This window comes from Modicisalibacter sp. MOD 31.J, from assembly GCF_020147985.1.
Taxonomy (GTDB): domain Bacteria; phylum Pseudomonadota; class Gammaproteobacteria; order Pseudomonadales; family Halomonadaceae; genus Modicisalibacter; species Modicisalibacter coralii.
In genome coordinates, this window is the sequence record NZ_JAGXFF010000003.1 from 692,800 (window position 1) to 717,011 (window position 24,212).

Consider the following 24,212-nt stretch of genomic DNA (forward strand, 5'->3'; position numbering starts at 1 on the left):
TGCGCCCGTGAACTCTGGAAACGTGGCCGGCATGCCGGCCACGCCCAACGAACGAGACATTCGCCATGGATATGCCTGCCAACGCCACCCGTCGCCTGAGTCGCGTCGACGCCATCAACTGGAATCGCCTGCAGGACGACAAGGATCTCGAGGTGTGGAACCGCCTCACCAGCAACTTCTGGCTGCCGGAGAAGATCCCGCTGTCCAACGACGTACCCTCCTGGAACACCCTCAACGATCGCGAGCAGCAACTGACCATCCGGGTGTTCACCGGACTCACCCTGCTCGACACCATCCAGGGCACGATCGGCGCGCCGACGCTGATCGAGGATGCGGTGACGCCCCACGAGGAGGCGGTATTCACCAACATCAGCTTCATGGAGTCGGTCCACGCGCGTTCCTACAGCTCGATCTTCTCGACGCTCTGCGCGACACGCGACGTCGACGACGCCTACCGCTGGAGCGAGGAGAACGCGCACCTGCAGAACAAGGCGGAACTGATCCTGAACCGCTATCGCACCGATGACCCGCTGATGCGCAAGGTCGCCAGCGTGTTCCTCGAGTCGTTTCTGTTCTACTCCGGCTTCTACCTGCCGATGTACTTCTCGAGTCGCGGCAAGCTGACCAACACCGCCGACCTGATCCGCCTGATCATTCGCGACGAGGCGGTTCACGGCTACTACATCGGCTACAAGTTCCAGCGCGCCCTGGAGCAGGAGAGCGCCGAACGGCAACAGGCGGTCAAGGAGGAGGCCATCGATTTGCTGCTCGAGCTCTACGACAACGAGGTGCACTACACCGAATCGCTCTACGACGAGGTCGGGCTCACCGAGGAGGTCAAGGCGTTCCTCCACTACAACGCCAACAAGGCGCTCATGAACCTGGGCTTCGAGGCGCTGTTCCCCGGCGCCACCGAGGCGGTCGACCCGGCGATCCTCGCCGCGCTCTCGCCCGGCGCCGAGGAGAACCACGACTTCTTCTCCGGCTCCGGGTCGTCCTACGTGATCGGACGCACCGAACGCACCGTCGACGAGGACTGGGCGTTCTGAGGCGGAATCGCTTCAGGCGCCGTACCCGTGGACCCGGTTGCGTCCGCCGCGCTTGGCGCGATACAGGGCGCGATCGGTAAGTACCAGCAGGTCGTGGAAGGAGTGGCACTCGCTGCAGAGCTGGGCGGCGCCGATACTCAGGGTCACCGAGGTCTCGGCGTCGCGATCATGGGTCGTGACGGTCGTTTCGGCCATGGCCATGCGCAGCCGCTCGGCGAGCGTCATTCCCGCTTCGAGCGGCGTCTCGGGCAGCACGATGGCGAACTCCTCGCCGCCGATTCGCCCCACCGTGTCGATGGCCTCGCGCACCTGGCGCGCGCAGCAGTCGGCGACGGCGCGGATGACCCGGTCGCCGGTGCTATGGCCCCAGGTATCGTTGACGCGCTTGAAGAAGTCGATGTCGAGGAGCAGCAACGTCAGCGAGTGATCGAAGCGCCGCGAGCGCTGGTATTCGCGCTCGCCGACGTCCAGTAGATGGCGCCGGTTGTAGAGGCCGGTCAGCGAGTCGCGGACGGCCAGGGAGTGGAGTTCGGCATTGAGACGCTCGAGCTGGGCATTCTGCTGGGACAGGCGCATGTTCAGCGCCAGCAGCTCCTCCTCCTGGCGCTTCTTGTCGGCGAGGCTGAAGCTGACGCCGATGAAGCGGTTGCCGTCGATCGCGTCATCGATAATCTTGCCGTAATTGGCGTACCAGACCCACTGGCCGGACTTGGCACGAATACGGAATTCGCTGTAGTAGCGCTCGGTGTGGCCGTTGACGTGATCATCGACGGCCTGTTCGACCACGGCCACGTCGTCGGGATGCATGAGCGCGAAGATGTCGCCGATATCACCGGCTTTCTCGTCGTCGTCGTAGCCGAGATCGCTGAAGATCCTGGTCAGGCCGAAGACCACTTCGCCCGTGGACAGGTTGTTCTCCCACAGGTCGAGCCCACTGGCTTCGAGAGTCAGCTGCAGACGCTTCTTGTAGAGATCCTGTTCGCCCACAGCAATATTGCTCAGCACCTGGTAAGGGTAACCACGTCACTGGACTTATCGGCACCGGCGAGGGCGGCTTTAGAAGGACCGCCGGTCAGCGGTAAGAAAAAGGCAGGAAGCCCGGGACTCGGTGGCCGCGGGCAGGCGGGCCCACCCGCGAACGGACGGGCCCGACGGGTCAATCGACGGCCAGCAGTTCCTCGACCTGCTCGACGACGTTGTCGACGGTGAAGCCGTAGTACGTGAACAGGTCCTTGGCCGGGGCCGACTCGCCGAAGCCGTGCATGCCGATCACCCGGCCGTCGAGGCCCACGTACTTGGTCCAGTAGACCCAGTGGCTGGCCTCGATCGCCACGCGCTGGCGCAGGCGCGGCGGCAGCACGCTGTCGCGGTAGCTCTGCGGCTGGGCGTCGAACACGTCGGTGGAGGGCATCGACACCACGCGCACCGCCTTGCCCTTGGCCTCCAGGGCGTCGGCGGCCTGCATCGCCAGGTCGACCTCGGAGCCGGTGGCGATCAGCACCACCTGGGCCGGCTCGTCGCTGTCCCTGAGCACGTAACCGCCGCGCTGGATGTCGGCCAGCTGGTGCTTGTCGCGCTGCTGGGCGGCGAGGTTCTGACGCGAGAACACCAGCGCGGTGGGCGCGCCACGGCGATGGATCGCGGCGTGCCAGGCGGCGGCGGTCTCGGTGGCGTCGCACGGCCGCCAGGTCGACAGGTTGGGCGTCGAGCGCAGCGCGCTCAATTGCTCGATCGGCTGGTGGGTGGGGCCGTCCTCGCCGAGGCCGATCGAATCGTGGGTGAACACGTAGATCGCCTGGCGGTTCATCAGCGCGGCCATGCGCACCGCGTTGTGCATGTACTCCATGAACGTCAGGAAGGTCGCGCCGTAGGGGATGAACCCGCCGTGGGCGCTGATGCCGTTCATGATCGCGCCCATGCCGAACTCGCGGACCCCGTAATGCAGGTAGTTGCCGGCGTGGTGATCGCGATTGATGGCGCTGGCGCCCTTCCAGAAGGTCAGGTTGGACGGTGCCAGGTCGGCGCTGCCGCCGAGCAGCTCGGGCAGTTGCGGGCCGAGCTCGTTGAGGCACGCCAGCGAGGCCTTGCGGCTGGCCAGCGTCTCGGCCTTCTCCTGGGCCTGCTCGATCAGCTTCTCGCTGGTCAGCGGGGTGGGCAGCTGGCCCTTGAGGCGCCGCGACAGCTCCTTGGCGAGCTCGGGGTGATCGGCCTGGTAGCGCTCGAAGCGGGTCTTCCAGTCCTGCTCGGCGGCGTTGCCGCGCTCGGTGGCGTCCCAGCCGGCGTAGACCGCTTCGGGCACGTGGAAGGGCGCGTGCGGCCAGCCCAGCTGCTCGCGGGCCGCGGCCACCTCGTCGTCACCCAGCGCGGCACCGTGGGATTCTTCCTTGCCCTGCTTGTTGGGCGCGCCGAAGCCGATGATCGTCTTGCAGATGATCAGGCTGGGGCGGTCGTCGTTGGAATGCGCCAGCTCGATCGCCGCCTTGACCTCATCGGGCTTGTGGCCGTCGACGTTGGGCACCACGTGCCAGCCGTAGGCTTCGAAGCGCTTGGCGGTGTCGTCGGTGAACCAGCCCTCGACCTCGCCGTCGATGGAGATGCCGTTGTCGTCGTAGAAGGCGATCAGCTTGCCCAGGCCCTGGGTGCCGGCCAGCGAACAGACCTCGTGGGAGATGCCTTCCATCAGGCAGCCGTCGCCCAGGAACACGTAGGTGTAGTGGTCGACGATGTCATGGCCCGGCTGGTTGAACTGCGCCGCCAGGGTGCGCTCGGCGATGGCCATGCCCACGGCGTTGGCCAGCCCCTGGCCGAGCGGCCCGGTGGTGGTTTCCACGCCCGGGGTGTAGCCCAGCTCGGGATGGCCCGGTGTGCGCGAGTGCAGCTGGCGGAAGTTCTGCAGGTCCTGGAGGGTGACGTCGTAGCCGCTCAGGTGCAGCAGCGAATAGAGCAGCATCGAGCCATGGCCGTTGGAGAGCACGAAACGGTCGCGGTCGGCCCAGTGCGGGTTGGCCGGGTTGTGCTTGAGGTAATCGTTCCACAATACCTCGGCGATGTCGGCCATGCCCATGGGGGCACCGGGGTGGCCGGAATTGGCCTTCTGCACGGCATCCATGGACAGCGCGCGGATGGCATTCGCCAACTCGAAACGGGACGGCATTTAGTAGCTCCTCGCCTGCGGCAAACGGGCAGCGGCCGCGGATGCTTCCTTCCCGGGAGCACCCGCGCCGCGGTCATTTCGCGGGATGACGCCGCCTGTGGCGCGGCGCGTGAAATCAGAGCCGTATTGTCGCCGAGATGACGCCTGCCAGCAAATCGCCCGACGGCGCGTGGCGGGCCCCCGGGCCGTCGCTAGGCAGCCGCTGGGGCAGCGTGTAGACTCTTGACCCTCGAGCCCGGCAGCCGCGCCACCCCGCTCGGTCACATGTCGCCGCCTGTCGTCTCGCAGGCGTGAGGCCATATGATCGCCCTTCGTTGCGACGCTAACGGACAGCCTTAGAGAGGGTCGAGGACATCATGAGCGAATACTCCCTGTTCACTTCCGAATCCGTATCCGAGGGTCACCCGGACAAGATCGCCGACCAGATCTCCGACGCGGTGCTGGATGCCATCATCGCCCGCGACAAGCAGGCGCGTGTGGCGTGCGAGACGCTGGTCAAGACCGGGGTGGCGATCGTCGCCGGGGAGATCACCACCAGCGCCTGGGTCGACCTCGAGGAACTGGTGCGCAAGGTGATACTGGACATCGGCTACGACTCCTCGGATGTCGGCTTCGACGGCGAGACCTGTGGCGTGCTCAACCTGATCGGCAAGCAGAGCGTCGACATCGCCCAGGGCGTCGATCGCTCCAAGCCCGAGGACCAGGGCGCCGGCGATCAGGGCCTGATGTTCGGTTACGCGACCAACGAGACCGCGTCCTACATGCCGGCGCCGATCCATTACGCGCACCGCCTGGTCGAACGCCAGTCGGAGCTGCGCAAGAACGGCATGCTGCCGTGGCTGCGCCCCGACGCCAAGAGCCAGGTGACCTTCCGCTACGGCGACGACGGCAGGCCCGTGGCGGTCGATGCGGTGGTGCTCTCGACCCAGCACGATCCCGAGATCGATCAGGACGACCTGCGCAAGATGGTCCGCCGCGAGATCATCGAGCAGGTCCTGCCGGCCGAATGGCTGACCGCGTCCACCAAGTATCACATCAACCCCACCGGCAAGTTCGTGATCGGCGGGCCGGTCGGCGACTGCGGTCTCACCGGGCGCAAGATCATCGTCGACACCTACGGCGGCATGGCGCGTCACGGCGGCGGCGCCTTCTCCGGCAAGGACCCGTCCAAGGTCGACCGCAGCGCCGCCTATGCCGGACGCTACGTGGCCAAGAACGTGGTCGCCGCGGGGCTGGCCGACAAGTGCGAGATTCAGGTCTCCTACGCCATCGGCGTCGCCGAGCCGACCTCGGTGTCGGTCGATACCTTCGGGACCGGTCGCGTCAGCGACGACAAGATCATCGAGCTGGTGCGCGAGCATTTCGACCTGCGGCCCTACGCCATCACCCGCATGCTCGACCTGCAGCATCCCATGTACCAGTTGACCGCCTCCTACGGCCACTTCGGCCGCGAGCCGTTCGAACACACCTACACCTGGACCGACGTCAACGGCGAGACCCAGCACGAGACCTTCACCGCCTTCCCCTGGGAAAAGCTCGACAAGGTCGAGGCCCTGAAGAGCGCCGCCGATCTCTGAGCCGCCGCTTGCGCTGGACCCGACGCCCCGCTCGAGCGGGGCGTTTTTGCGGTGCGCCAGGCATGGCGCGCAGCGTCCGACGGACGCTGTTCCCGAGGGTGGTGCCTCGGGATGACTTGGGGGTGAGAGTCCCCTACGGACCCTGATAGCGGGAACCGTTAGCTGAACAGCAAGGGTGTCCGTCGCGAGGCGGAATCTGAAGGAAGCTGCAGGCAAACTCCTGGCCCGACGAACAGGAACCGCATATGAGGCAGCCACATCTGGGCGAGAGGGCCGTGAAACTCGAAGCCCAATAGCTATCCGGAAGATGTGGAAGTAGATACGGCGGGTAGATGGGAGGAAGGTCGCGCGTCTTACCCTGGGAGGTCTGGTGGTCTGCCATGGTGCTACCGGCGTCGAGAGGCGACGGGATGGGCCACCAGACGTCAGCCGAGGCCATAGTAAGTGCCGGTTCACCGCGGCACCAAGGGCCGAACATGAAGAACCGCGAGTAGGCGATGACGTCTCGAGGATCGATCATGAAGACAGAAAGTGGCGCTGATACCGCCACCCACCCAGAGGGGCAGGGGCGGAACCCCGAGTCCCGGCCGGTGGGCGTCGAGACGGTCCCGGCGTCGTCATCGTGGACGAAAGCGGAGCCTCCCCCGCTCATGGAGGCCGTGGCAGAGAAGGCCAACATGGCGCGGGCTTACCGTAGGGTGGTTGCCAACCAAGGGGCGCCGGGTGCCGATGGCATGACGGTGGACCAGTTGGCCGACCACCTGAAACAGCACTGGCCGACGCTGCGCGAGCGGCTGCTGGCCGGTGAGTACCACCCCAGCCCGGTTCGAGCCGTCGAGATCCCCAAGCCCAAGGGCGGGACCGGCGGGGCGGCCATCCGCAGCTCGGCATCCCCACGGTCACCGACCGGCTGATCCAGCAGGCGCTGCTACAGGTGCTGACGCCGCTCTTCGATCCGAGCTTCTCCGAATCGAGTTACGGCTACCGCCCGAAGCGTAGCGCCCAGCAGGCCGTCTCGGCGATGAAGACCCACGTTGCCGCCGGCCACCGCTGGGTGGTCGATCTTGACCTGGAAGCCTTCTTCGATCGAGTGAACCACGACCTGCTGATGGCGCGGGTCGCGCGCCGCGTCCGCGACAAGCGGGTGCTGCGCCTGATCCGTCGTTATCTGGAAGCCGGGACGTTCCAGGACGGCCTGGCCACGTCACGCCGACAGGGGACGCCCCAGGGTGGACCGCTGAGTCCGCTGCTGGCCAATATCCTGCTGGACGACGTGGACAAGGAACTGGAACGCCGCGGCCACCGTTTCTGCCGCTACGCCGACGACCTGCAAATTTATGTAGGCAGTCGGCGAGCGGGCGAGCGCGTCATGGCCAGCCTGAGTGATTATCTCGAGAGCTCGCTCAGGCTCACGGTCAATCGCGACAAGAGTGCGGTGGGCCGTCCCTGGCATCGGGGATATCTGGGCTACACGCTGACCCGGCACAAACTGCCGAAGCTAACGCTGGCCAAGGCCAGCCTGCAGCGGCTGATGCAGCGTGTCCGTGAGATCCTCAAGCGCGGCAGGGGGCGCAATATACGACGCGTCATCGAAGAACTGATTCCGGTCCTGCGAGGCTGGGCCAGCTACTTCAGTCTCGTCGATGTAACGCGGCCGCTGGAAGCGTTGGATCAATGGATACGTCGCCGACTGCGCTGCATGATCTGGCGACAGTGGAAACGACCCAGCACCCGGCGCCGGAAACTTCGTGCGCTGAGCTTGGACGACCAACGTGCCAGGATGTCAACGGGGAATGGCCGAGGCCCCTGGTGGAATGCAGGTGCTCTGCATCTGCGCCATGCCTTGCCTAACCGCTGGCTCAGTCAGCAGGGACTGGTATCGGTACTCGATACGGTAAGAGGGCTTAGCCGTTCTTCATGAACCGCCGTATACCGAACGGTACGTACGGTGGTGTGGGAGGGCGCCGGGGGTAACCCCGGCCCCTACCCGATTGGAGCGGACGCCGACGTTGACGCGCCGGGAAACGACTGTTTGAATGAAGCGAACGCTGTTCGATAAAAAGTGGTCGAAGACTTGGGAAAAGCGGGACGGCCTTCTAGGCTGTGAGACGAGAACGGACCCGACAACAACCGCGCGGTCAGGGGACTGAAGTCGCCATCAATGGATATGAGGATGTGAACATGGAAAACCGCAAGATGCTCTGGGTTGCCGCACTGACACTCTCCGGCGCGCTGCTGGTGGGCTGCGGCGACGACAGCGACGATCAGGCGTCGGACAACGCCAATCAGTCCACCACGACCACCGAGCCGTCGAACGCCGGTGGCACCGAGTCGTCGGATTCCGGCAGCGGCTCCTACGGGGGTGGCACCAGCACCGGTGACAACGACATGTCGGGCTCGGGCGCCGGCGACGAATCGAACATGCAGCAGAACAGCACCACGGCGGAGACCGGCCAGTCCGAGAACGCCGCGCAGGGGGCCACCAGCGGCTCCGGCGAGACGAGCGGTGGCTCGGGCAGCGGTTCCGGCAGCGACATGTCGACGACCGACGGCGCCAGCGGTACCGGCCAGGATGACGCCGGCGCGATGGACGAGGAAACCACCCAGTAACGTCACGGCATGAGCCGGACTTCCAGCGGGGCGGCCGATCGGCCGCCCTTTTCGGCTGCGCGGCGGCGTCGCGATTGAAAACGCCGCGAACCTGTAGTGAACTGCCTGCATGATCGTGTTGCTGCTGTCCGAGGGGCGCTGCAGCATGTCCACGCCGCCGGCGCGGACTGCGAGGCTCGGGCAGGGAACGGCCACCAAGCAACGGCGCCCATTCCCCGGAATGGAGTTAGACGACGATGACCGCCATGGCCAACTCGCAAGCCGCCGCCTCCCAGGACTACAAGGTCGCCGACATCGGCCTGGCCGACTGGGGGCGCCGCGAGATCCGCATCGCCGAAACCGAAATGCCGGCGCTGATGAAGATCCGCGCCAAGTATCGTGACCAGCAGCCGCTCGCCGGTGCCCGCATTGCCGGCTGCATCCACATGACCATCCAGACCGCGGTGCTGATCGAGACCCTGATCGAGCTCGGCGCCTCGGTGCGCTGGTCCTCCTGCAACATCTTCTCCACCCAGGATCACGCCGCCGCGGCGATCGCCGCGGCCGGCATCCCGGTGTTCGCCTGGAAGGGCGAGACCGAGGAGGAGTTCTGGTGGTGCATCGAGCAGACGGTGGAGGGCCCCGACGGCTGGACCCCCAACATGGTGCTCGACGACGGCGGCGACCTGACGGCGTTGCTGCACGACAAGCGTCCGGAACTGCTCGAGGCGATCCATGGCATCTCCGAGGAGACCACCACCGGCGTGCATCGCCTGCAGGAGATGCTGCGCGACGGCACGCTCAAGGTGCCGGCGATCAACGTCAACGACGCCGTCACCAAGTCCAAGAACGACAACAAGTACGGCTGCCGTCACAGCCTCAACGACGCCATCAAGCGCGGGCTCGACCATCTGATGGCCGGCAAGCAGGCGCTGGTGGTCGGTTACGGCGACGTGGGCAAGGGCTCGGCGGCCTCGCTGCGCCAGGAGGGCATGATCGTCAAGGTCAGCGAGATCGACCCGATCTGCGCCATGCAGGCCTGCATGGACGGCTACGAGGTGGTCTCGCCCTACGTCGACGGCATCAACCAGGGCGTCGAGAGCATCGATCGCGACCTGCTCGGGCGCATCGACCTGGTGGTGACCTGCACCGGCAACATCGGGGCCTGCGACGCGCCGATGCTCAAGGCGCTCAAGAAGGGCGCGGTGGTGTGCAACATCGGCCACTTCGACAGCGAGATCGACACCGCCTACATGCGTCGCCAGTGGCACTGGGAAGAGGTCAAGCCGCAGGTCCACAAGATCTACCGCGACAGCGATCCCGACGACTACGATCCGACCAGCGACGACTACCTGGTCCTGCTCTCCGAGGGCCGCCTGGTGAACCTGGGCAACGCCACCGGCCACCCCTCGCGGATCATGGATGGCTCCTTCGCCAACCAGGTGCTGGCGCAGATCCACCTCTTCGAAGGCAAGTTCGCCGACCTCAGCGACGACGAGAAGGCCGGTGGTCTCAGCGTCACCGTGCTGCCCAAGCAGCTCGACGAGGAGGTCGCCCGCTACATGGTCGAGGGCTTCGGCGGGGTGATCACGCGCCTGACCGAGGACCAGGCCGAGTACACCGGCGTGGCCGCCGACGGCCCCTACAAGCCGGACGAGTACCGCTACTGATTGCTAGTTACGGCGTGACGCCGCCCGCGCCCGGCCGTGCGGGCGGCGTTGTCGTGTTCATCCATCGCCCGGCCAGGGAGGGCCCGTGCTCGATCTCGTCGCCATCGTCATCACGCTGACCGCCGTGCTGGCCTGGTTCAATCACCGTTTTCTGGGACTGCCGCTGACCATCGGCGTGATGGCCATCGCCCTGCTGTTGTCGGGGGCGATGAACGGCCTCGACGCGCTGGGCTTCGGCGATCTGGAAGCCCGGGCCGAAACGCTGCTCGGCCGTATCGATTTCAACGCCCTGCTGATGAACGGGATGTTGTCGATGCTGCTCTTCGCCGGTGCCCTGCACGTCGACCTCGATCGGCTGCGCCGCTACCGCTGGTCGATCGGCTTTCTCGCCACCGTCGGCGTGGTGGTCTCGACACTGGCGATCGGCGCGGCGACCTATGGCCTTTGCCGGTTCTTCGGGCTCGAGGTCGGCTGGCTCTACTGCCTGACCTTCGGCGCGCTGATTTCGCCCACCGACCCCATCGCCGTGCTGGGCATTCTGCGCGAGGCGGGCGCCCCCGAGGATCTGGAACTGCGCATCGTCGGCGAGTCGCTGTTCAACGACGGTGTGGCGGTGGTGATCTTCACCCTGCTCGTCGGGGCGGCGACCGGCGAGCAGGTGTTGAGCGTGACGCAGGGCGGCTGGCTGTTCCTGCAGGAGGCCGGCGGCGGGATCCTGCTGGGACTGGTCGTCGGTGGGCTGGGCTATGCCCTGATGCGCAGCATCGATGCCTACCGCATCGAGGTGCTGGTCTCGCTGGCGGTGGTGCTGGGCGGCTATGCCCTGGCCCTGCATCTGCACGCCTCCGGGCCGCTGGCTATGGTGGTGGCCGGGCTGCTGGTCGGCAACCAGGCCCGCGCGAGCGCCATGTCCGAGACCACCCGCCGCTACGTCGATGGCTTCTGGGAGCTGGTCGACGAGATGCTCAATGCGCTGCTGTTCGTGCTGATCGGCCTGGAGATCCTGGTGATCCCCTTCTCGCCGGCGCTGTTGTGGATCGGGGTGGCGCTGATCGCGATCGTGCTCGCCGTGCGCTTCGTCACCGTCGGCCTGCCGGTCGCCTGGCTGCGCGGTCGACTGGGTTTTCGGCGCGGCTCGGTGCGCATTCTCACCTGGGGCGGCCTGCGCGGTGGTATCTCGGTGGCCCTGGCGCTGTCACTGCCCGACGGCGAGCCGCGTGACGTGCTGCTCACGGTGACCTACCTGATCGTGCTGTTCTCGATCCTCGTCCAGGGGCTGAGCATCGGGCGGGTGGTGCGGCGCGTCATTCCTTCCCCCTAAAGGTCTTTCATGCGTCCGGCGTCCCGTGCCAAGCGCATCGCCTCGTGTTCCTCGAGCGAGAGCAGGTTCTCGAGCAGTTCGCGCGCCGAGGGCACGTCGGCGTCCTGATCGAGGAGGTGACGATAGAGCCCGGTGACCTGCTCGTGAAAGGCGAGGACCGCCGCCATCACCTCATCGACGTCCATGTCCCGAAAGTTGGCCTGGCACTGGCGTTCCGGCCGAGCCGGGGCGTTCTCGAAGTACTCGTAGCACCAGGTGTTGAGCGCCGAGGGCATGGCGTCGTGGCGTGCCAGCTCCAGCGCATGGCTGAGCTGACGCTCATGCTCGACGAGGTAGTCGAGCAGCATCTTGAGTCGCTCGCGATGGGTCTGCCGCGAGCATTGGGCCAGGCAGTCGGCCAGATTGGCGTGGGTGCGTTGCGTCCAGTCCAGGACGTCGCCCAGGGTTTCGACGCGCATGACGGCTCTCCCGGTCGGCGGCACGGGCCACCTGTGGTTGGTGTGCCGTCAGTATGCGCCGGTAACACCGGCGGCGGCGTGATGCGCGTCAATAACCCCGACGCCGTCGAGTCGCGACCCTCTTTGACCCCGGTCCCGCACAAGGGGGCTATCCTGAGCGATTGATTGCCTGTGGCCCTGCACCGGCCGTGCCGGAATTTGTCGTCGCCCGCCGATCGCGACTACGTTCAGGGTGGCCGTCGGTGACGAAAATGCCGCTCCAGGGACACGCCGTGAGCGGCCGCCGGCGACGGCCGGGCCATCATCGAAACCACGGACAAGGAAAGGAGTTCCTGACATGGTGCCGACCTGGTTGACGATCATTGCCTGGATTTCCCTATTGCTGGGGTTCGCCAGCGCCCTCTACGTCATCGGCGATCTGCGACGTCACCCCCAGCACATGACGATCATGAATGCGGTCTGGCCGGCCTGTGCCCTGTTCGGCCACGTATTCATTCTCTATGTGTATCGCAAGTACGGCCGGCTGGCCGCCGACGAGATCGCCCACCCGGCCATGAAGGCCGGCGAGACACCGCCGCACAAGCGCGACACGCCGTTCCCGGTCAAGGTGGTCAAGGGCACGTTGCACTGCGGCAGCGGCTGCACGCTGGGCGACATCGTCGCCGAGTGGACGGCGTTCCTGATTCCCGCCATTGCCGTCTGGCTGGGCTGGAAGGGCATCTTCGAGGACAAGATCTTCGCCGTCTGGGTGTTCGACTACATCCTCGCCTTCCTGTTCGGTATCGCCTTCCAGTACTACTCGATCAAGCCGATGCAGGATATTTCGCCGGGCAAGGCGCTCTTTCAGGCGATCAAGGCCGATACCCTATCGCTGACCGCCTGGCAGGTGGGCATGTACGGCTTCATGGCCTTCGCCCACTTCTACCTGTTTGCGGTGGTCTTCGGCGAGACGCTCCACGTCAACACCATCCATTTCTGGTTCATGATGCAGATCGCCATGGGCTTCGGCTTCCTCACCGCCTATCCGGTCAACTGGTGGCTGATCCAGCGCGGCGTCAAGGAAGCGATGTAAGCCAGGCATGTCTTGTCGCAAGCGCCACGCAAGGGCCCGCTCGCCGGGCCCTTTTTTGTGCGGTCCAAGGGCGGCAGAACAGCTCGGGAAACCGAGGGAGGACGGCATTCGTTGACCGGGGTCATGGGCGGGCGGGATAGAGACTCTCTCCGCAGGGCGGGGCTTGACCCTTGGGTAACCTGCAAGTCTTACGCTGTCGTCAAGCTCGGCCATGACGGTCGAGATGGCTCCCATGATTGTCGAATGATTGGTAACAGGGTGACGATGCCCGGGCAGGCACGGGGCGTGAGCGATAGGCGAGGAGGCAGCCATGTGGCATGACATGATGGGGTATATGAATGGCGCCGGTTGGGGGCACATGCTCTTCGGTGGCGTCATGATGCTGATCTTCTGGGGGCTGGTGATCGCGTTGATCGTGATGCTGGTCATGCGCACCATCGGCCATCGTGCCCATTCGCACCGGGCAGCGCCGGATGCCCTGGAGCTCCTTCGCCAACGCTATGCGCGGGGCGAGATCGACCGTCAGGAATTCGAGGCACGCAAGCGTGACCTGTCAGCGTGACGTAACGTCCTTGCTGGTGACTGGCCGCGTGCCCGGGCCGGCGAGGGCGCCTGTCGTTCCGTCCTCCCACCCAGGCAGGAGGTGGCCATGCCCCTGAAACACGACGCTGTTCATACTCCGCCCCATGCCGCCGGGGCTCAGGGGGCGCCGCCGGATACGCTGACGCGTGCCGAGTCGGGCGGCTACACCTGCCCGATGCACCCCGAGGTGAAAAGCGACGTTCCAGGCGAATGCCCCAAGTGCGGCATGGCCCTGGAGCCGGTGGCGCCTCAGGCGCCGGCCTCCCGGACCGAGTGGACCTGTCCGATGCACCCGGAAGTCGTCCGCGACGAACCTGGGTCCTGTCCGAAATGCGGCATGGCCCTGGAGCCACGCCAGGTCACTGTCGAGGAAGAGAAAAATCCCGAGCTGATCGACATGACCCGGCGGCTGTGGGTCGCCCTGGCGTTGGCGACACCGGTCTTCGTGCTGGCGATGGGCCAGCACATCCCCGGTCTGTCGCTGGAATCCTGGGTCCCTCACGAGGTACGCATCTGGCTGGAGCTGGTCCTGTCGACGCCGGTGGTGCTGTGGTGCGGCTGGCCGTTCTTCGTGCGCGGCTATCGCTCGGTGGTCGGCTGGAACCCCAACATGTTCACCCTGATCGCGCTAGGCGTCGGGGTCGCCTACCTCTACAGCCTGGTCGCCACGCTGTTTCCGGCGCTCTTTCCGCTCTCCTTCCGTGACGCGACGGGGCAGGTGGGCGTCTACTTCGAGGCCGCCGCGGTGATCGTGGCGCTGGTGCTGCTCGGCCAGGTCATGGAACTGCGCGCGCGCAGCCAGACCAACAGTGCGATCAAGGCGCTGCTGGGGCTGGCGCCCAAGACCGCGCGACGTATCGCCGATGACGGCAGCGACACCGACGTGCCGCTGGAGCAGATCCGGATCGGCGATCGCCTGCGCGTGCGCCCCGGCGAGAAGGTGCCTGTGGACGGCGTGGTGGTCGAGGGCAGCTCCGCGGTGGACGAGTCGATGATCACCGGCGAACCCATGCCCGTCGAAAAGGCCGAAGGCGAGAAGGTCATCGGTGCGACCATCAACGGCACCGGCTCGCTGGTCATCGAGGCGCAGCGAGTGGGCAGCGACACCCTGTTGTCGCAGATCGTGCAGATGGTCGCCGACGCCAGTCGCAGTCGGGCGCCGATCCAGAACCTGGTGGACGTGGTCGCCGGTTACTTCGTGCCCACCGTAGTGCTCGCGGCCCTGGCGACCTTCGTGGTATGGGCGCTGTGGGGGCCCGAGCCGGCGATGGCCTATGCGCTGATCAACGCCGTGGCGGTATTGATCATCGCCTGCCCTTGCGCGCTGGGCCTGGCCACGCCCATGTCGATCATGGTGGCCAGCGGCAAGGGCGCCTCGGCCGGGGTGCTGTTCAAGAATGCCGAGGCGATCCAGACCCTGCGCCAGGTCGACACCCTGATCGTCGACAAGACCGGCACCCTGACCGAAGGGCGCCCCCGGCTGCAGGACGTGGTCGCCAGTGAGGGCTTCGCGGAAGACGAGGTACTGCGCCTGGCCGCCACCCTGGAGCGTGGCAGCGAGCACCCGCTGGCGACGGCGATCGTCCAAGGGGCACAGGCACGCGACATTGCTCCCGAGCGCTACACCGATTTCACGTCGGTGACCGGGCAGGGCGTCAAGGGCAAAGTCGGCGACCGGGCCGTGGCCCTGGGCAACCGCGCGCTGATGGAGGCCGAGGACATCGAGGCCGGCACGCTCGCCGAGCGTGCCGAGGCGCTGCGCGGCGAGGGCAAGACCGCGATGTTCATCGCCGTCGACGGCCGGGCGGCCGGTCTGGTTGCCGTCGCCGACCCGATCAAGGCGACGACCCGCGAGGCGATTGAGGCGCTGCATGGCGAGGGCATCCGTATCGTCATGCTGACCGGCGACAGCCAGACCACGGCGCAGGCGGTTGCCGGGCAATTGGGCATCGACGAGGTGATTGCCGGTGTCCTGCCTGAGCAGAAGGCCGAGAAGGTCAAGGCGCTGCAGGCCGAGGGGCGCTTCGTGGCCATGGCCGGTGACGGCATCAATGATGCCCCGGCGCTGGCCCAGGCCCAGGTCGGCATCGCCATGGGCACCGGCACCGACGTGGCCATGGAGAGCGCCGGGGTGACGCTGGTGAAGGGCGACTTGCGCGGGATCGTGCGTGCCCGCCGGCTCAGCCGTGCCACCCTGCGCAACATCAAGCAGAACCTGTTCTTCGCCTTCGTCTACAACAGCGTGGGCGTGCCGATCGCCGCCGGTGTGCTCTACCCGGCCTTCGGCATCCTGCTGTCGCCGATCATCGCCGCGGCGGCGATGTCGTTCAGTTCAGTATCGGTGGTGGCCAACTCCCTGCGACTGCGGCGAAAGGAGATCTGAACATGGCCCACGACAAGCCTCGGCTGGATCGCAGTCTGAGGCAGCGTCTGAGTGGGTTGGCGGTTGGCTTCAGGCCTGCCGAGTCATACCGGACCGCTGAAGCCGCATTTTTACAGTTTTTCCAAGAGACGGGAGGAGGTTAAACATGTCGGATAAAGAGCACCGCCTCGGTGTCTCCGAGGCCAATCTGGTGACCCGACGACTCAAGCTCAAGCCTAGCAGTGAGACGGCCCTGCAAACCGCCCTCGGCGAGATCGACGCGCTTTTCGGCCTCGAGCGGGTCACCTTCGAGCCGGGCAAGCGCCGTCTCGATGTGGCCTATGATGCGTCGCGCTTATGCCTAGACCATATCGAAGGAATTCTCTCCCGGCACGCCATCGCGGTCAGCAACGGCTGGTGGACGCGGGTCAAGGAGAACCACTATCGCTTCGTCGATCAGAACATCAAGGACAATGCCAGCAAGGAGCCCTGGAGTTGCCACTGAGGGTTTCAGGCGGTTGTGGGCAGATGGAAGGAAAAAGGGCCACGCATCACGCGTGGCCCTTTTCGATGGTGGGTCATGCCGGACGAGATGGCATGGCCCGGTCACGACGCGGTTACAGCGACATGAAGGGGGCGGTGCGCTGATCGTCGAAGGCCTCGACGGTGAACTCGCCCTGCTTGGGCCCGGGCATGCCGGGCGAGCCGGTGGGCATGCCGGCCAGACCGATGCCGTCGATGTCGGGCGTTTCGCGCAGCAGCTTGTCGATGGCGGCGAGGGGCACGTGGCCTTCGACGACGTAATCGCCGACCTGCATGGTATGGCAGGACGCCAGCGATTCCGGCACTCCGGCCTCACGCTTGATGGATGACAGGTCGTTCTCGGAGACGACGTCGACCTCCCAGCCCTGCTTCTCGAGATAGCGGGCGTACTGCTCGCAGCAGCCGCAGTTGGGGTTGCGGTGCAGGGTGGCGTCGGTCGCCAGGGCCGGCGTGGTGACCAGCAGCAGGCCGGCCGAAAGCAAAAGACGTCTCATGGGTGGCATCCTCTTCCTGGGGTGATCGGGTCCGATTGCCGATCATAGAAGCCGGGGGTAGCACACGGGTCAAGCACCGGGGTCATCGAAACGTCATCGTTTCGCCATGGGCCGGTCACCGCCGGCTGACACGCTGGTGGCGCCAATCGAGGAGGCCGTCCCATGCGTACCCCGACCGATTCCGTGGCCGACTGCCGCACCCTGTTCATCTCCGACATTCACCTGGGCACGCCGGACTGCCAGGCGGCACTGCTGGCCAGACTGTTGCGCCGGGTGCGTCCGCGGCGTCTCTACCTGGTCGGCGACGTCGTCGACCTGATCGCCATGCGCCGCCGGGCGGTCCTGCCGCCGGCCCAGCAGCAGCTGGTGGCGCGTATCCTGCGCCTGGCGCGGGGCGGCTGCGAGGTGATCTACATTCCCGGCAACCACGATGCCGCCTTCCGCCGCCTGTGCGGGCTGCGCATCCACAACGTGCGCATCGAGCGCCGCTGGATCCACGAGCTGGCCGACGGCCGGCGCTTTCTGGTCAGCCATGGCGACGAGTTCGACACCCATGTGCGCGTCGCCCCCTGGCTGCTGTCGCTGGGCGATGGCATGCATCAGTTCGTGCTGCGCCTCAACCGCTGGTGCAACCGCTTGCGGCGGACCCTGGGCCTGCCCTACTGGTCGCTGGCCAGTGCCATCAAGCGGCGGGTGGCGACCGCACGGCGCTATGTGGCCCAGTTCGAGCAGGCCGCCATGCACCAGGCCTCCCGGGAGGGCCTCGACGGCTATATCGGCGGCCATATCCACCAGGCGGGTTTCAGTGCCGGCCACGGTGTGGTCTATGCCAACGACGGCGACTGGGTGGAGCATTGCACCGCGCTGGTCGAGACCGCTGCCGGCCGGCTGCAGCTGATCGACTGGCAAGGGGAGTCGATCGCCGACGAGCCGCGCGTCGTTCCGGTGACGACAGCGGCGCCGGGGGAGCTGGTCAACGCCTGAGAGGGTGCCTGACGATGGCGAGCGAAGGCGCGACCGGGCTCGCGGACGACGCCGACGTCAACGCCGCTCGCAGACATTTTGCAGGCCCCTCTGCGCCCATGCCACACCGGGTGTGGCACACTGGCGATCTCGCACGTTTCGGGTCGCTGGAACCATGTCGTATCGCCTGTCGCCCCTGGTCGAGGTGCGCGATTATCCCGATCGCGTGCTGACCGACCGTCACGTCTTCCATCAACTGCTGCTGGGCCTCGACGGCCACGTCGAGCTGGAAGCGGCGGGGCGTGCCACCCGCGTCGCCCCCGGCGTGCTGGCGCCGGTCGTCGCGGGCGATACCCACCACTACCTGGCCCCGGCCGACAATCGCATCCTGGTGGTCGATCTCCCGGTCGACTGGTGCCGGGCGCTGGATCTGGACGCGGCATTGGCGGGCCCGTCGCGCCGCCTGCCCGATGCCCTCGTCGCACGGGGCCGCCGGCTGGAGCACGCATCGCCGCCGGTGCTGGCCGCCTGGCTCGGGGAGGTGGCGAGCGCCGCCGCGCGCCCGGTGGCGGTGCCACGGCTGCGGCTGCTGGAACTGCTGCCGGCGATCCGCGCCGACCTCGCGCATCCCTGGCGGGTCGCCGAGATGGCCGCCCGCTGCCATCTCGCCGAGGCGGCGTTCGCCCGCCAGTTCCGCGCGCTGACCGGCCGGCCGCCGCATGTGTGGCTGACCGCACAGCGTCTCGCGCTTGCCCGGACGCGGCTGCGTGACCCCCGCGCCTCGCTCACCGAGATCGCCCTGGCCTGTGGCTTCGCCGATGCCGCGCACTTCTCGCGGGTCTTCCGCCGTCATCTGGGCTGCCCGCCCGGTGAATGGCGGCGTGCCTTGCCCGAGCGTCTTGTGGACTAGCCCAGCCCGGCCAGGGCCTGCAGCGCGCCCAGATAAGGGGGAACCACCAGCGGTGCCGCCAGGGTGGTGAGCATCACGGCGATGGCGCCCTTGGCGGGCTGGGTATCCAGCTCCATGGCGATGACCACCACGTTGGCCGCCATCGGCACCACGCCGATCAGCAGCAGGGCGGTGGCCAGCGTGGCATCGATCGCCAGGGTCGCCTGCAGCGCCCAGACCGCGAGCAGGCTGATCAGGGGCCAGAGGGCGAAACGCGCCAGCACGCAGGCGGTGATGAAGCGCACGTCGACCTCGCGCAGCGTCACCCGCCCCAGTGTCATGCCGATGATCATCATCCCCAGCACGGTGTAGCAGTACGTGAAGTCGTCGAGCCCGTCCATCAGCGCGCCCGGCAGCGTCAGCCCCAGGGCGTTGACCGCCAGGGCGGCGGCGAAGGCGTAGATCAGCGGCAGGCGAACGATGCGCGCGAGGCTGGCACGCATCGAGAAGCGCCCGCGGGCACTGAGGAAGTAGCCCACGGTGAATTCGTAGAGGGTGATGCCCAGCAGGCAGAACAGGTACTGGGCGACGCCTTCCGGGGGCAGCAGCACCATGGCCAGCGGCAGGCCGAAGTAGCCGGTGTTGCCGGTCCCCGCGGAGAACGCCAGCACCGCGGCCTCGGGCGGGGCGAAGACGCGCTTCGCCAGTTGCCCGACGAGCAGGGCGAGGGTGCTGGCGAGCAGGAACAGCGCCGCGGTCAGGGCCAGGTCGTCGAGCCCGGGGTGGCCCTGCACCAGGCCACGGAAGAAGGTCAGCGGCGCGATCACGTAGATCAGCAGCGTGGCGATCGGGCGCGGATCGACGGCCAGCCGCCGGGCGCAAAGCCAGCCCAGGGCGACGAAGGCCAGCAGTGTCCACAGCGGTTGATAGAGATCGTGGCTCATCGGCGGCTCCGCAGGAAAAAGCCTCATGATGCCTGTTCGCGGCCACGGATGGCAGGTCAGGAATCGACAAGCCGCGGGCGGCGGCCGGGGCCACAATGGCGCCCTGCTTTTCACCGGCGCTTGCACAGGGGCTGACATGAGCGACCACTCGACGGATTCTCGCGCCACGGCGATCGGCGCCACCACGGTACTCAACTGGGCGCTGCTCGCCACCCTCACGCAACTCGCCGGGCCGGTGCCGCCGTTTCTGCTGACCGCGCTGGCCTTCGCCATCGCCTTCGTCTGCTTCGTCGTGTGGCTGGGGCTGCGCGGTGCGTCGCCGATCGCGCCGCTGCGCCAGCCGCCGCGGGTCTGGGCGCTGGGAGTGGGCGGGCTGTTCGGCTATCACGCGTTGTACTTCGTCGCCCAGCAGAACGCACCGCCGGCCAATGCCGGGCTGATCAGTTATCTCTGGCCGCTGCTGATCGTGATTTTCGTTGCGCTGCTGCCCGGCGAGCGGCTCAAGGCGATCCACGTGGTCGGCGGTTTGCTGGGCTTCGCCGGTGCGGGGCTGCTGGTGGGCGGCGACGTTTCGGCCGCGGGTAGTGCCCTGGGCTATGCGGCGGCGTGCGCCTGCGCCCTGCTGTGGAGCGGGTATTCGGTCCTCTCGCGGGCCGCCAAGGGGGTGCCCACGGCGGCGGTGGGCGGCTTCTGCCTGGTCACGGCCGTGCTGGCCGCGCTGTGTCATCTGCTCTTCGAGCCGGCGCGCTGGCCGCAGGGCGTCGCCTGGCTGGGGGTGATCGGTCTGGGGCTGGGCCCGGTGGGCAGCGCCTTCTTCACCTGGGACGTGGGGGTCAAGCATGGCGATCTGCGTCTGCTGGGGCTGCTGGCCTACTTCACGCCGCTGCTCTCGACGCTGGTGCTGATCCTCGCCGGTTATGCACGCCCCACGCCACTGCTGGCGCTGGCTGCGGGGCTGATCACGCTGGGCATGCTGGTGGGCAGCGGTCGCCTGAGTGGCGCGAGAAGGGGGAGTCGGCCCACCGACAAGGCTTGACCCTGTAGTGGCTACAGGTGCGGTAATCGGGGCACATCCGCCAACGGGAGTCCGGCATGGCGCACGACCACGCCTCTCATCATCATGGCCATTCGCACGGTCACGACCACGGCCATGATCACGCTCATGATCATCACCACGCCCCCACGGTGACCGCCGACAGCGAACGCCGGGTGATGCTGGCGATGCTGCTCACCGGCGGTTTCATGCTCGCCGAGGTGATCGGTGGCTGGATGGCCGGCTCGCTGGCGCTGCTCGCCGACGCCGGTCACATGGTCAGCGATACCGCCTCGCTGGCGCTGGCCTGGTTCGCCTTCCGGCTGGGCCATCGCGCGCCGGACCGGCGCCGCACCTTCGGCTACCAGCGCTTCCAGGTGCTGGCGGCCTTCGTCAACGGCCTGGCGCTGCTGGCGATCGGCGTGGGGATCGTCATTGCCGCCATCAAGCGACTCTACGCCCCGGTGGAGGTCATGGCCGGCACGATGATGGTGATCGCGGTGATCGGCCTGGTGGTGAACATCGTGGTGTTCGTGATCCTGCATCAGGGCGATCAGGACAACATCAATCTGCGCGGCGCGGTACTCCACGTGATCGGCGACCTGCTCGGCTCGGTGGCGGCGATCGTCGCCTCGCTGGTGATCATGGCCACCGGCTGGAACGTCGCCGACCCGCTGCTCTCGATGCTCGCCGCGGTGCTGATCCTGCGCGGCGCCTGGAAGATCATCCGGCGCAGTGCGCATACCCTGCTCGAGGGGACGCCCGATGGCGTCGAGATCGCCGAGATCCACGAGGCGCTGGCGTCGGTGGAGGGCGTCCGCGACGTGCACGATCTGCATCTGTGGGGACTGACGCCGCAGGATCCGCTGCTCAGCCTGCATCTGGTGGTCGATGCGGCGAGCGACAACGACCGGGTGCTCGAGCGGGCCTACGCGCTGCTTCACGAGCGCTTCGGCATCACCCATGCCACCCTGCAGATCGAGGGCGAGGCGTGCCTCACGGGGGGCGATTGCAGCGACGCCACCGCGCGTTCGTGAAATCTGTCGGTCGGGCGTACATGACCGGCGCTCATGGAGCGGCGAGGAAACTTTCATTGGTTCTCAAGACGGCAGGCGGGCACAATGCGGGCATTCACCCGGGTCGTGACGCTCTGCGGGGCGTCAGCGACCCCCTGACGACGCCGGACACGATCAAGGGTTGAGCAATGAGTGCACACGAGTCTCCGCTGGGCATCAGTTTCGAATTCTTTCCTCCCAACACCGATGCCGGGCGGGACAAGCTGATGGCCGCCCGCGACGCCCTGGCCGAGCGCAAGCCGCGCTTCTTCTCGGTGACCTACGGCGCCGGCGGCTCGACCCAGGCGCGTACCCACGAGACGGTCAAGCGGGTGCGCGAGTGCGGCATCACCACCGCGCCGCACCTGTCGTGCATCGGGAGCGAGAAGGCCCAGATGCGCGAGCTGCTCGGGCACTATCGCGAGGACGGCATCGACAGCCTGGTGGCGCTGCGCGGCGACCTGCCGTCGGGAATGGGCGGCATCGGCGAGCTGCGCTACGCCAACGAGCTGGTCGAGTTCATCCGCGCCGAGACCGGCGATCACTTCGAGATCGCGGTGGCCGCCTACCCCGAGGCGCATCCCCAGGCGCCGAGCTTCGAGCACGACCTGCAGAACTTCGCCCGCAAGATGCGCGCCGGGGCCGACCTGGCGATCACCCAGTACTTCTTCAGTGCCGACGCCTACTTTCATTTCGTCGACCGTGCCCGCGCGCTGGGCGTCGAGCAGCCGATCGTGCCGGGGATCATGCCGATCACCAACTACACCAAGCTGGCGCGCTTCTCGGATGCCTGCGGCGCCGATATTCCGCGCTGGGTTCGCAAGCAGCTCGAGGCCTACGGCGACGACAGCGAGAGCATCCAGGCGTTCGGCGAGGAGGTGGTGTCGAATCTCTGCCGGCGGTTGCTCGACGGCGGGGCCCCGGGCCTGCACTTCTACACCCTCAACCAGTCGACGGCGACCCTGCGGGTGCTCGACAACCTGCGCTGAACCATCTTTAGCTCGCACTGCTACGAGGGTGTTTACAAAATGCCTGCGCTCGACAATACGGCGTTAAAACCGGCCTCGTGCGCGAGCCCGGTCAAAATGCTCATTTACCCCGTGTAAACTCCGCTTTTTCGGCCGATTTTGCCTTGTCTTGCCTTCGCTCGCCTAATTTGTAAACACCCTCTACCGTCATGACGAAAAAGGCCCCGCCGAAGCGGGGCCTTTCGCGTTGCGGGGCAACCAACCGAAGCCAGCGGTTTATGCCGCCTTGGCCTGCTCGTAGAGCGAGTTGGCGTAATCCCAGTTGACCACTTTCCACCAGTTCTCGATGTACTCGGGACGGCGGTTCATGTAGGTCAGGTAGTAAGCGTGTTCCCAGACGTCGCAACCCAGCACCGGGGTGCCGCGCACGCTGGCGACGTCCATCAGCGGATTGTCCTGGTTGGCGGTCGAGGTGATCTCGAGCTCGCCGTCGGGCTTGACCACCAGCCAGGCGAAGCCGGAACCGAACTGGCCGGTGGCCGCGGCGGCGAAGGCCTTCTTGAACTCGTCGGCCGAGCCGTACTTGGCCTTGATCGCCTCGCCCAGGGCGCCGGTCGGATCGCCGCCGCCGTTGGGCGACATGACGTTCCAGTAAAGGGTGTGGTTGTAGTAGCCGCCACCCTGGTTGCGCACCGCGGCCGACTGCTGGGAGACCTTGGCGAAGATCGTCTCCAGCGGCTGGTCTTCCATCTCGGTGCCCTTGATGGCATCGACGAACTTGTCGTAGTAGGCCCGGTGGTGCTTGGTGTGGTGGACCTTCATGGTCGTCTCGTCGATGACCGGCTCCAGCGCGTCATAGGCATAGGGCAGATCGGGAAACTCATGAATCATGGTGGATACCCTCCATTGTCATGGAAAAGTGGCGCATTCCAGCGCCGTCGATTTCGACCCCGTCGAGCCACTCTCGGGCGAGCCATCCGGTGCCGACGGCGCAGTGCCGTCGACACGGTTCGCTGAGAGTCGCGGGGAAACGTTCATCGTCATCGGCCGCCATTCGGGCCATGCTGCCTCGCACCCGCTAACAGCGTAGCACCGCTGGTTCACCTCACGGTGCCGAAAGCACCCCTTGCCGGCGAATCCGGCGCAGCGAACTGGCGGTCGCCAGCCCCTGGCGCGGCGGTTCCTTGGCGTCCCTGCCCCAGAGTCTTGGTGCTAATGATTCCGTTTTCAAGCGGGGGCGGCGAGAGAATCTGCATTTCCCGTCGTCGGGATGGGGGATGCGGGTGTGCGGGAATCCGCACATGCCGCGGATGGTGCTGTGTGCCTATCCGCACGCTTTCCCCGGAGCGGTTGCCCCGCGGCTCGCTGTTATCTCCATCAAGTCATTGTTTTTCGGTGGCTTTCATTTTCTGGCACGGCCCTTGCCATGGATTGGGCGACCGTGCCGTCGCCTGCGACTGCACCTGGCACGCCAATCGCAACAAGATCC

The 24,212-nt window shown here is 66.7% G+C and carries 22 protein-coding genes and 1 riboswitch; of the genes, 16 read left to right on the forward strand and 6 right to left on the reverse strand.

What is annotated here, in order from left to right:
* The first annotated feature begins 71 nt into the window (after nucleotides 1-71).
* A complete protein-coding gene (nrdF, locus tag KGR00_RS13735) occupies nucleotides 72-1,049 on the forward strand; it encodes a class 1b ribonucleoside-diphosphate reductase subunit beta (protein WP_129140995.1) in 978 nt (325 codons plus the stop codon).
* A gap of 12 nt (nucleotides 1,050-1,061) precedes the next feature.
* Here the strand turns inward: nrdF and KGR00_RS13740 are convergent, their stop codons facing one another.
* A complete protein-coding gene (locus tag KGR00_RS13740) occupies nucleotides 1,062-2,054 on the reverse strand; it encodes a sensor domain-containing diguanylate cyclase (RefSeq protein WP_224418234.1) in 993 nt (330 codons plus the stop codon).
* Nucleotides 2,055-2,205: 151 nt separating this feature from the next.
* Nucleotides 2,206-4,203, reverse strand: a complete 1,998-nt coding sequence (tkt, locus tag KGR00_RS13745; RefSeq protein ID WP_224418233.1) for a transketolase — start codon at nucleotides 4,201-4,203, stop codon at nucleotides 2,206-2,208.
* Nucleotides 4,204-4,559: 356 nt separating this feature from the next.
* Between tkt and metK the strand changes: the two genes are divergently transcribed.
* The 6 genes from metK (at nucleotide 4,560) to KGR00_RS13775 (ending at nucleotide 11,360) form a co-directional block, all read left to right on the forward strand.
* Nucleotides 4,560-5,780, forward strand: a complete 1,221-nt coding sequence (metK, locus tag KGR00_RS13750) for a methionine adenosyltransferase (protein WP_224418232.1) — start codon at nucleotides 4,560-4,562, stop codon at nucleotides 5,778-5,780.
* Between the two features lie 650 nt (nucleotides 5,781-6,430).
* Entirely contained in the window at nucleotides 6,431-6,694 is a 264-nt protein-coding gene (locus KGR00_RS13755; RefSeq protein ID WP_224418231.1) for a hypothetical protein, read from the forward strand.
* Nucleotides 6,695-6,705: 11 nt separating this feature from the next.
* Nucleotides 6,706-7,701 carry a group II intron reverse transcriptase/maturase gene (gene ltrA, locus KGR00_RS13760; protein WP_239031488.1) on the forward strand — a complete coding sequence of 332 codons (996 nt, stop codon included), beginning with the start codon at nucleotides 6,706-6,708 and terminating at the stop codon, nucleotides 7,699-7,701.
* 260 nt (nucleotides 7,702-7,961) lie between these two features.
* Nucleotides 7,962-8,390 carry a hypothetical protein gene (locus KGR00_RS13765; protein WP_224418230.1) on the forward strand — a complete coding sequence of 143 codons (429 nt, stop codon included), beginning with the start codon at nucleotides 7,962-7,964 and terminating at the stop codon, nucleotides 8,388-8,390.
* Nucleotides 8,391-8,514: 124 nt separating this feature from the next.
* A riboswitch (S-adenosyl-L-homocysteine riboswitch) is annotated at nucleotides 8,515-8,607 on the forward strand.
* A gap of 28 nt (nucleotides 8,608-8,635) precedes the next feature.
* Nucleotides 8,636-10,039, forward strand: coding sequence for an adenosylhomocysteinase (gene ahcY, locus KGR00_RS13770; protein WP_224418229.1), 1,404 nt, complete (start codon nucleotides 8,636-8,638; stop codon nucleotides 10,037-10,039).
* A gap of 85 nt (nucleotides 10,040-10,124) precedes the next feature.
* Nucleotides 10,125-11,360: a sodium:proton antiporter gene (locus KGR00_RS13775; RefSeq protein WP_224418228.1), complete on the forward strand. Its 1,236-nt coding sequence runs from the start codon at nucleotides 10,125-10,127 to the stop codon at nucleotides 11,358-11,360.
* On the opposite strand, the gene KGR00_RS13780 is transcribed toward KGR00_RS13775, so the two are convergent.
* Nucleotides 11,357-11,818: a hypothetical protein gene (locus KGR00_RS13780; RefSeq protein ID WP_224418227.1), complete on the reverse strand. Its 462-nt coding sequence runs from the start codon at nucleotides 11,816-11,818 to the stop codon at nucleotides 11,357-11,359. The genes KGR00_RS13775 and KGR00_RS13780 overlap by 4 nt on opposite strands.
* A gap of 337 nt (nucleotides 11,819-12,155) precedes the next feature.
* On the opposite strand from KGR00_RS13780, the gene KGR00_RS13785 reads away from it, so the two are divergent.
* The 4 genes from KGR00_RS13785 to KGR00_RS13800 all read left to right on the forward strand — a co-directional run bounded on the left by KGR00_RS13785 (nucleotide 12,156) and on the right by KGR00_RS13800 (nucleotide 16,339).
* Nucleotides 12,156-12,890: a DUF4396 domain-containing protein gene (locus KGR00_RS13785; protein WP_224418226.1), complete on the forward strand. Its 735-nt coding sequence runs from the start codon at nucleotides 12,156-12,158 to the stop codon at nucleotides 12,888-12,890.
* 310 nt (nucleotides 12,891-13,200) lie between these two features.
* Complete coding sequence (locus KGR00_RS13790) at nucleotides 13,201-13,452, forward strand: SHOCT domain-containing protein (protein ID WP_224418225.1); 252 nt, start codon at nucleotides 13,201-13,203, stop codon at nucleotides 13,450-13,452.
* Between the two features lie 87 nt (nucleotides 13,453-13,539).
* Nucleotides 13,540-15,855, forward strand: coding sequence for a copper-translocating P-type ATPase (locus KGR00_RS13795; protein ID WP_224418224.1), 2,316 nt, complete (start codon nucleotides 13,540-13,542; stop codon nucleotides 15,853-15,855).
* 145 nt (nucleotides 15,856-16,000) lie between these two features.
* Nucleotides 16,001-16,339 (forward strand): cation transporter, encoded by a 339-nt coding sequence (locus tag KGR00_RS13800; RefSeq protein ID WP_224418223.1) that lies wholly within the window; start codon nucleotides 16,001-16,003, stop codon nucleotides 16,337-16,339.
* A gap of 112 nt (nucleotides 16,340-16,451) precedes the next feature.
* On the opposite strand, the gene KGR00_RS13805 is transcribed toward KGR00_RS13800, so the two are convergent.
* A complete protein-coding gene (locus KGR00_RS13805) occupies nucleotides 16,452-16,871 on the reverse strand; it encodes a DUF411 domain-containing protein (RefSeq protein ID WP_224418222.1) in 420 nt (139 codons plus the stop codon).
* Between the two features lie 162 nt (nucleotides 16,872-17,033).
* Between KGR00_RS13805 and KGR00_RS13810 the strand changes: the two genes are divergently transcribed.
* Entirely contained in the window at nucleotides 17,034-17,855 is an 822-nt protein-coding gene (locus tag KGR00_RS13810; protein ID WP_224418221.1) for a UDP-2,3-diacylglucosamine diphosphatase, read from the forward strand.
* 154 nt (nucleotides 17,856-18,009) lie between these two features.
* On the forward strand, nucleotides 18,010-18,744 hold the full coding sequence (locus tag KGR00_RS13815; protein WP_224418220.1) for an AraC family transcriptional regulator: 735 nt from the start codon (nucleotides 18,010-18,012) through the stop codon (nucleotides 18,742-18,744).
* Here KGR00_RS13815 and KGR00_RS13820 read toward each other — a convergent pair.
* A complete protein-coding gene (locus KGR00_RS13820) occupies nucleotides 18,741-19,667 on the reverse strand; it encodes an AEC family transporter (protein ID WP_129140967.1) in 927 nt (308 codons plus the stop codon). The genes KGR00_RS13815 and KGR00_RS13820 overlap by 4 nt on opposite strands.
* Nucleotides 19,668-19,803: 136 nt before the next feature.
* Here KGR00_RS13820 and KGR00_RS13825 point away from each other — a divergent pair, with 136 nt between their 5' ends.
* The 3 genes from KGR00_RS13825 (at nucleotide 19,804) to metF (ending at nucleotide 22,744) form a co-directional block, all read left to right on the forward strand.
* Nucleotides 19,804-20,703, forward strand: a complete 900-nt coding sequence (locus KGR00_RS13825) for a DMT family transporter (RefSeq protein WP_224418219.1) — start codon at nucleotides 19,804-19,806, stop codon at nucleotides 20,701-20,703.
* 56 nt (nucleotides 20,704-20,759) lie between these two features.
* Nucleotides 20,760-21,737, forward strand: coding sequence for a cation diffusion facilitator family transporter (locus tag KGR00_RS13830; RefSeq protein ID WP_224418218.1), 978 nt, complete (start codon nucleotides 20,760-20,762; stop codon nucleotides 21,735-21,737).
* A gap of 167 nt (nucleotides 21,738-21,904) precedes the next feature.
* A complete protein-coding gene (metF, locus tag KGR00_RS13835; protein WP_224418217.1) occupies nucleotides 21,905-22,744 on the forward strand; it encodes a methylenetetrahydrofolate reductase [NAD(P)H] in 840 nt (279 codons plus the stop codon).
* Nucleotides 22,745-22,999: 255 nt separating this feature from the next.
* On the opposite strand, the gene KGR00_RS13840 is transcribed toward metF, so the two are convergent.
* Nucleotides 23,000-23,614, reverse strand: coding sequence for a superoxide dismutase (locus KGR00_RS13840; RefSeq protein WP_129140971.1), 615 nt, complete (start codon nucleotides 23,612-23,614; stop codon nucleotides 23,000-23,002).
* Nucleotides 23,615-24,212 lie beyond the last annotated feature (598 nt).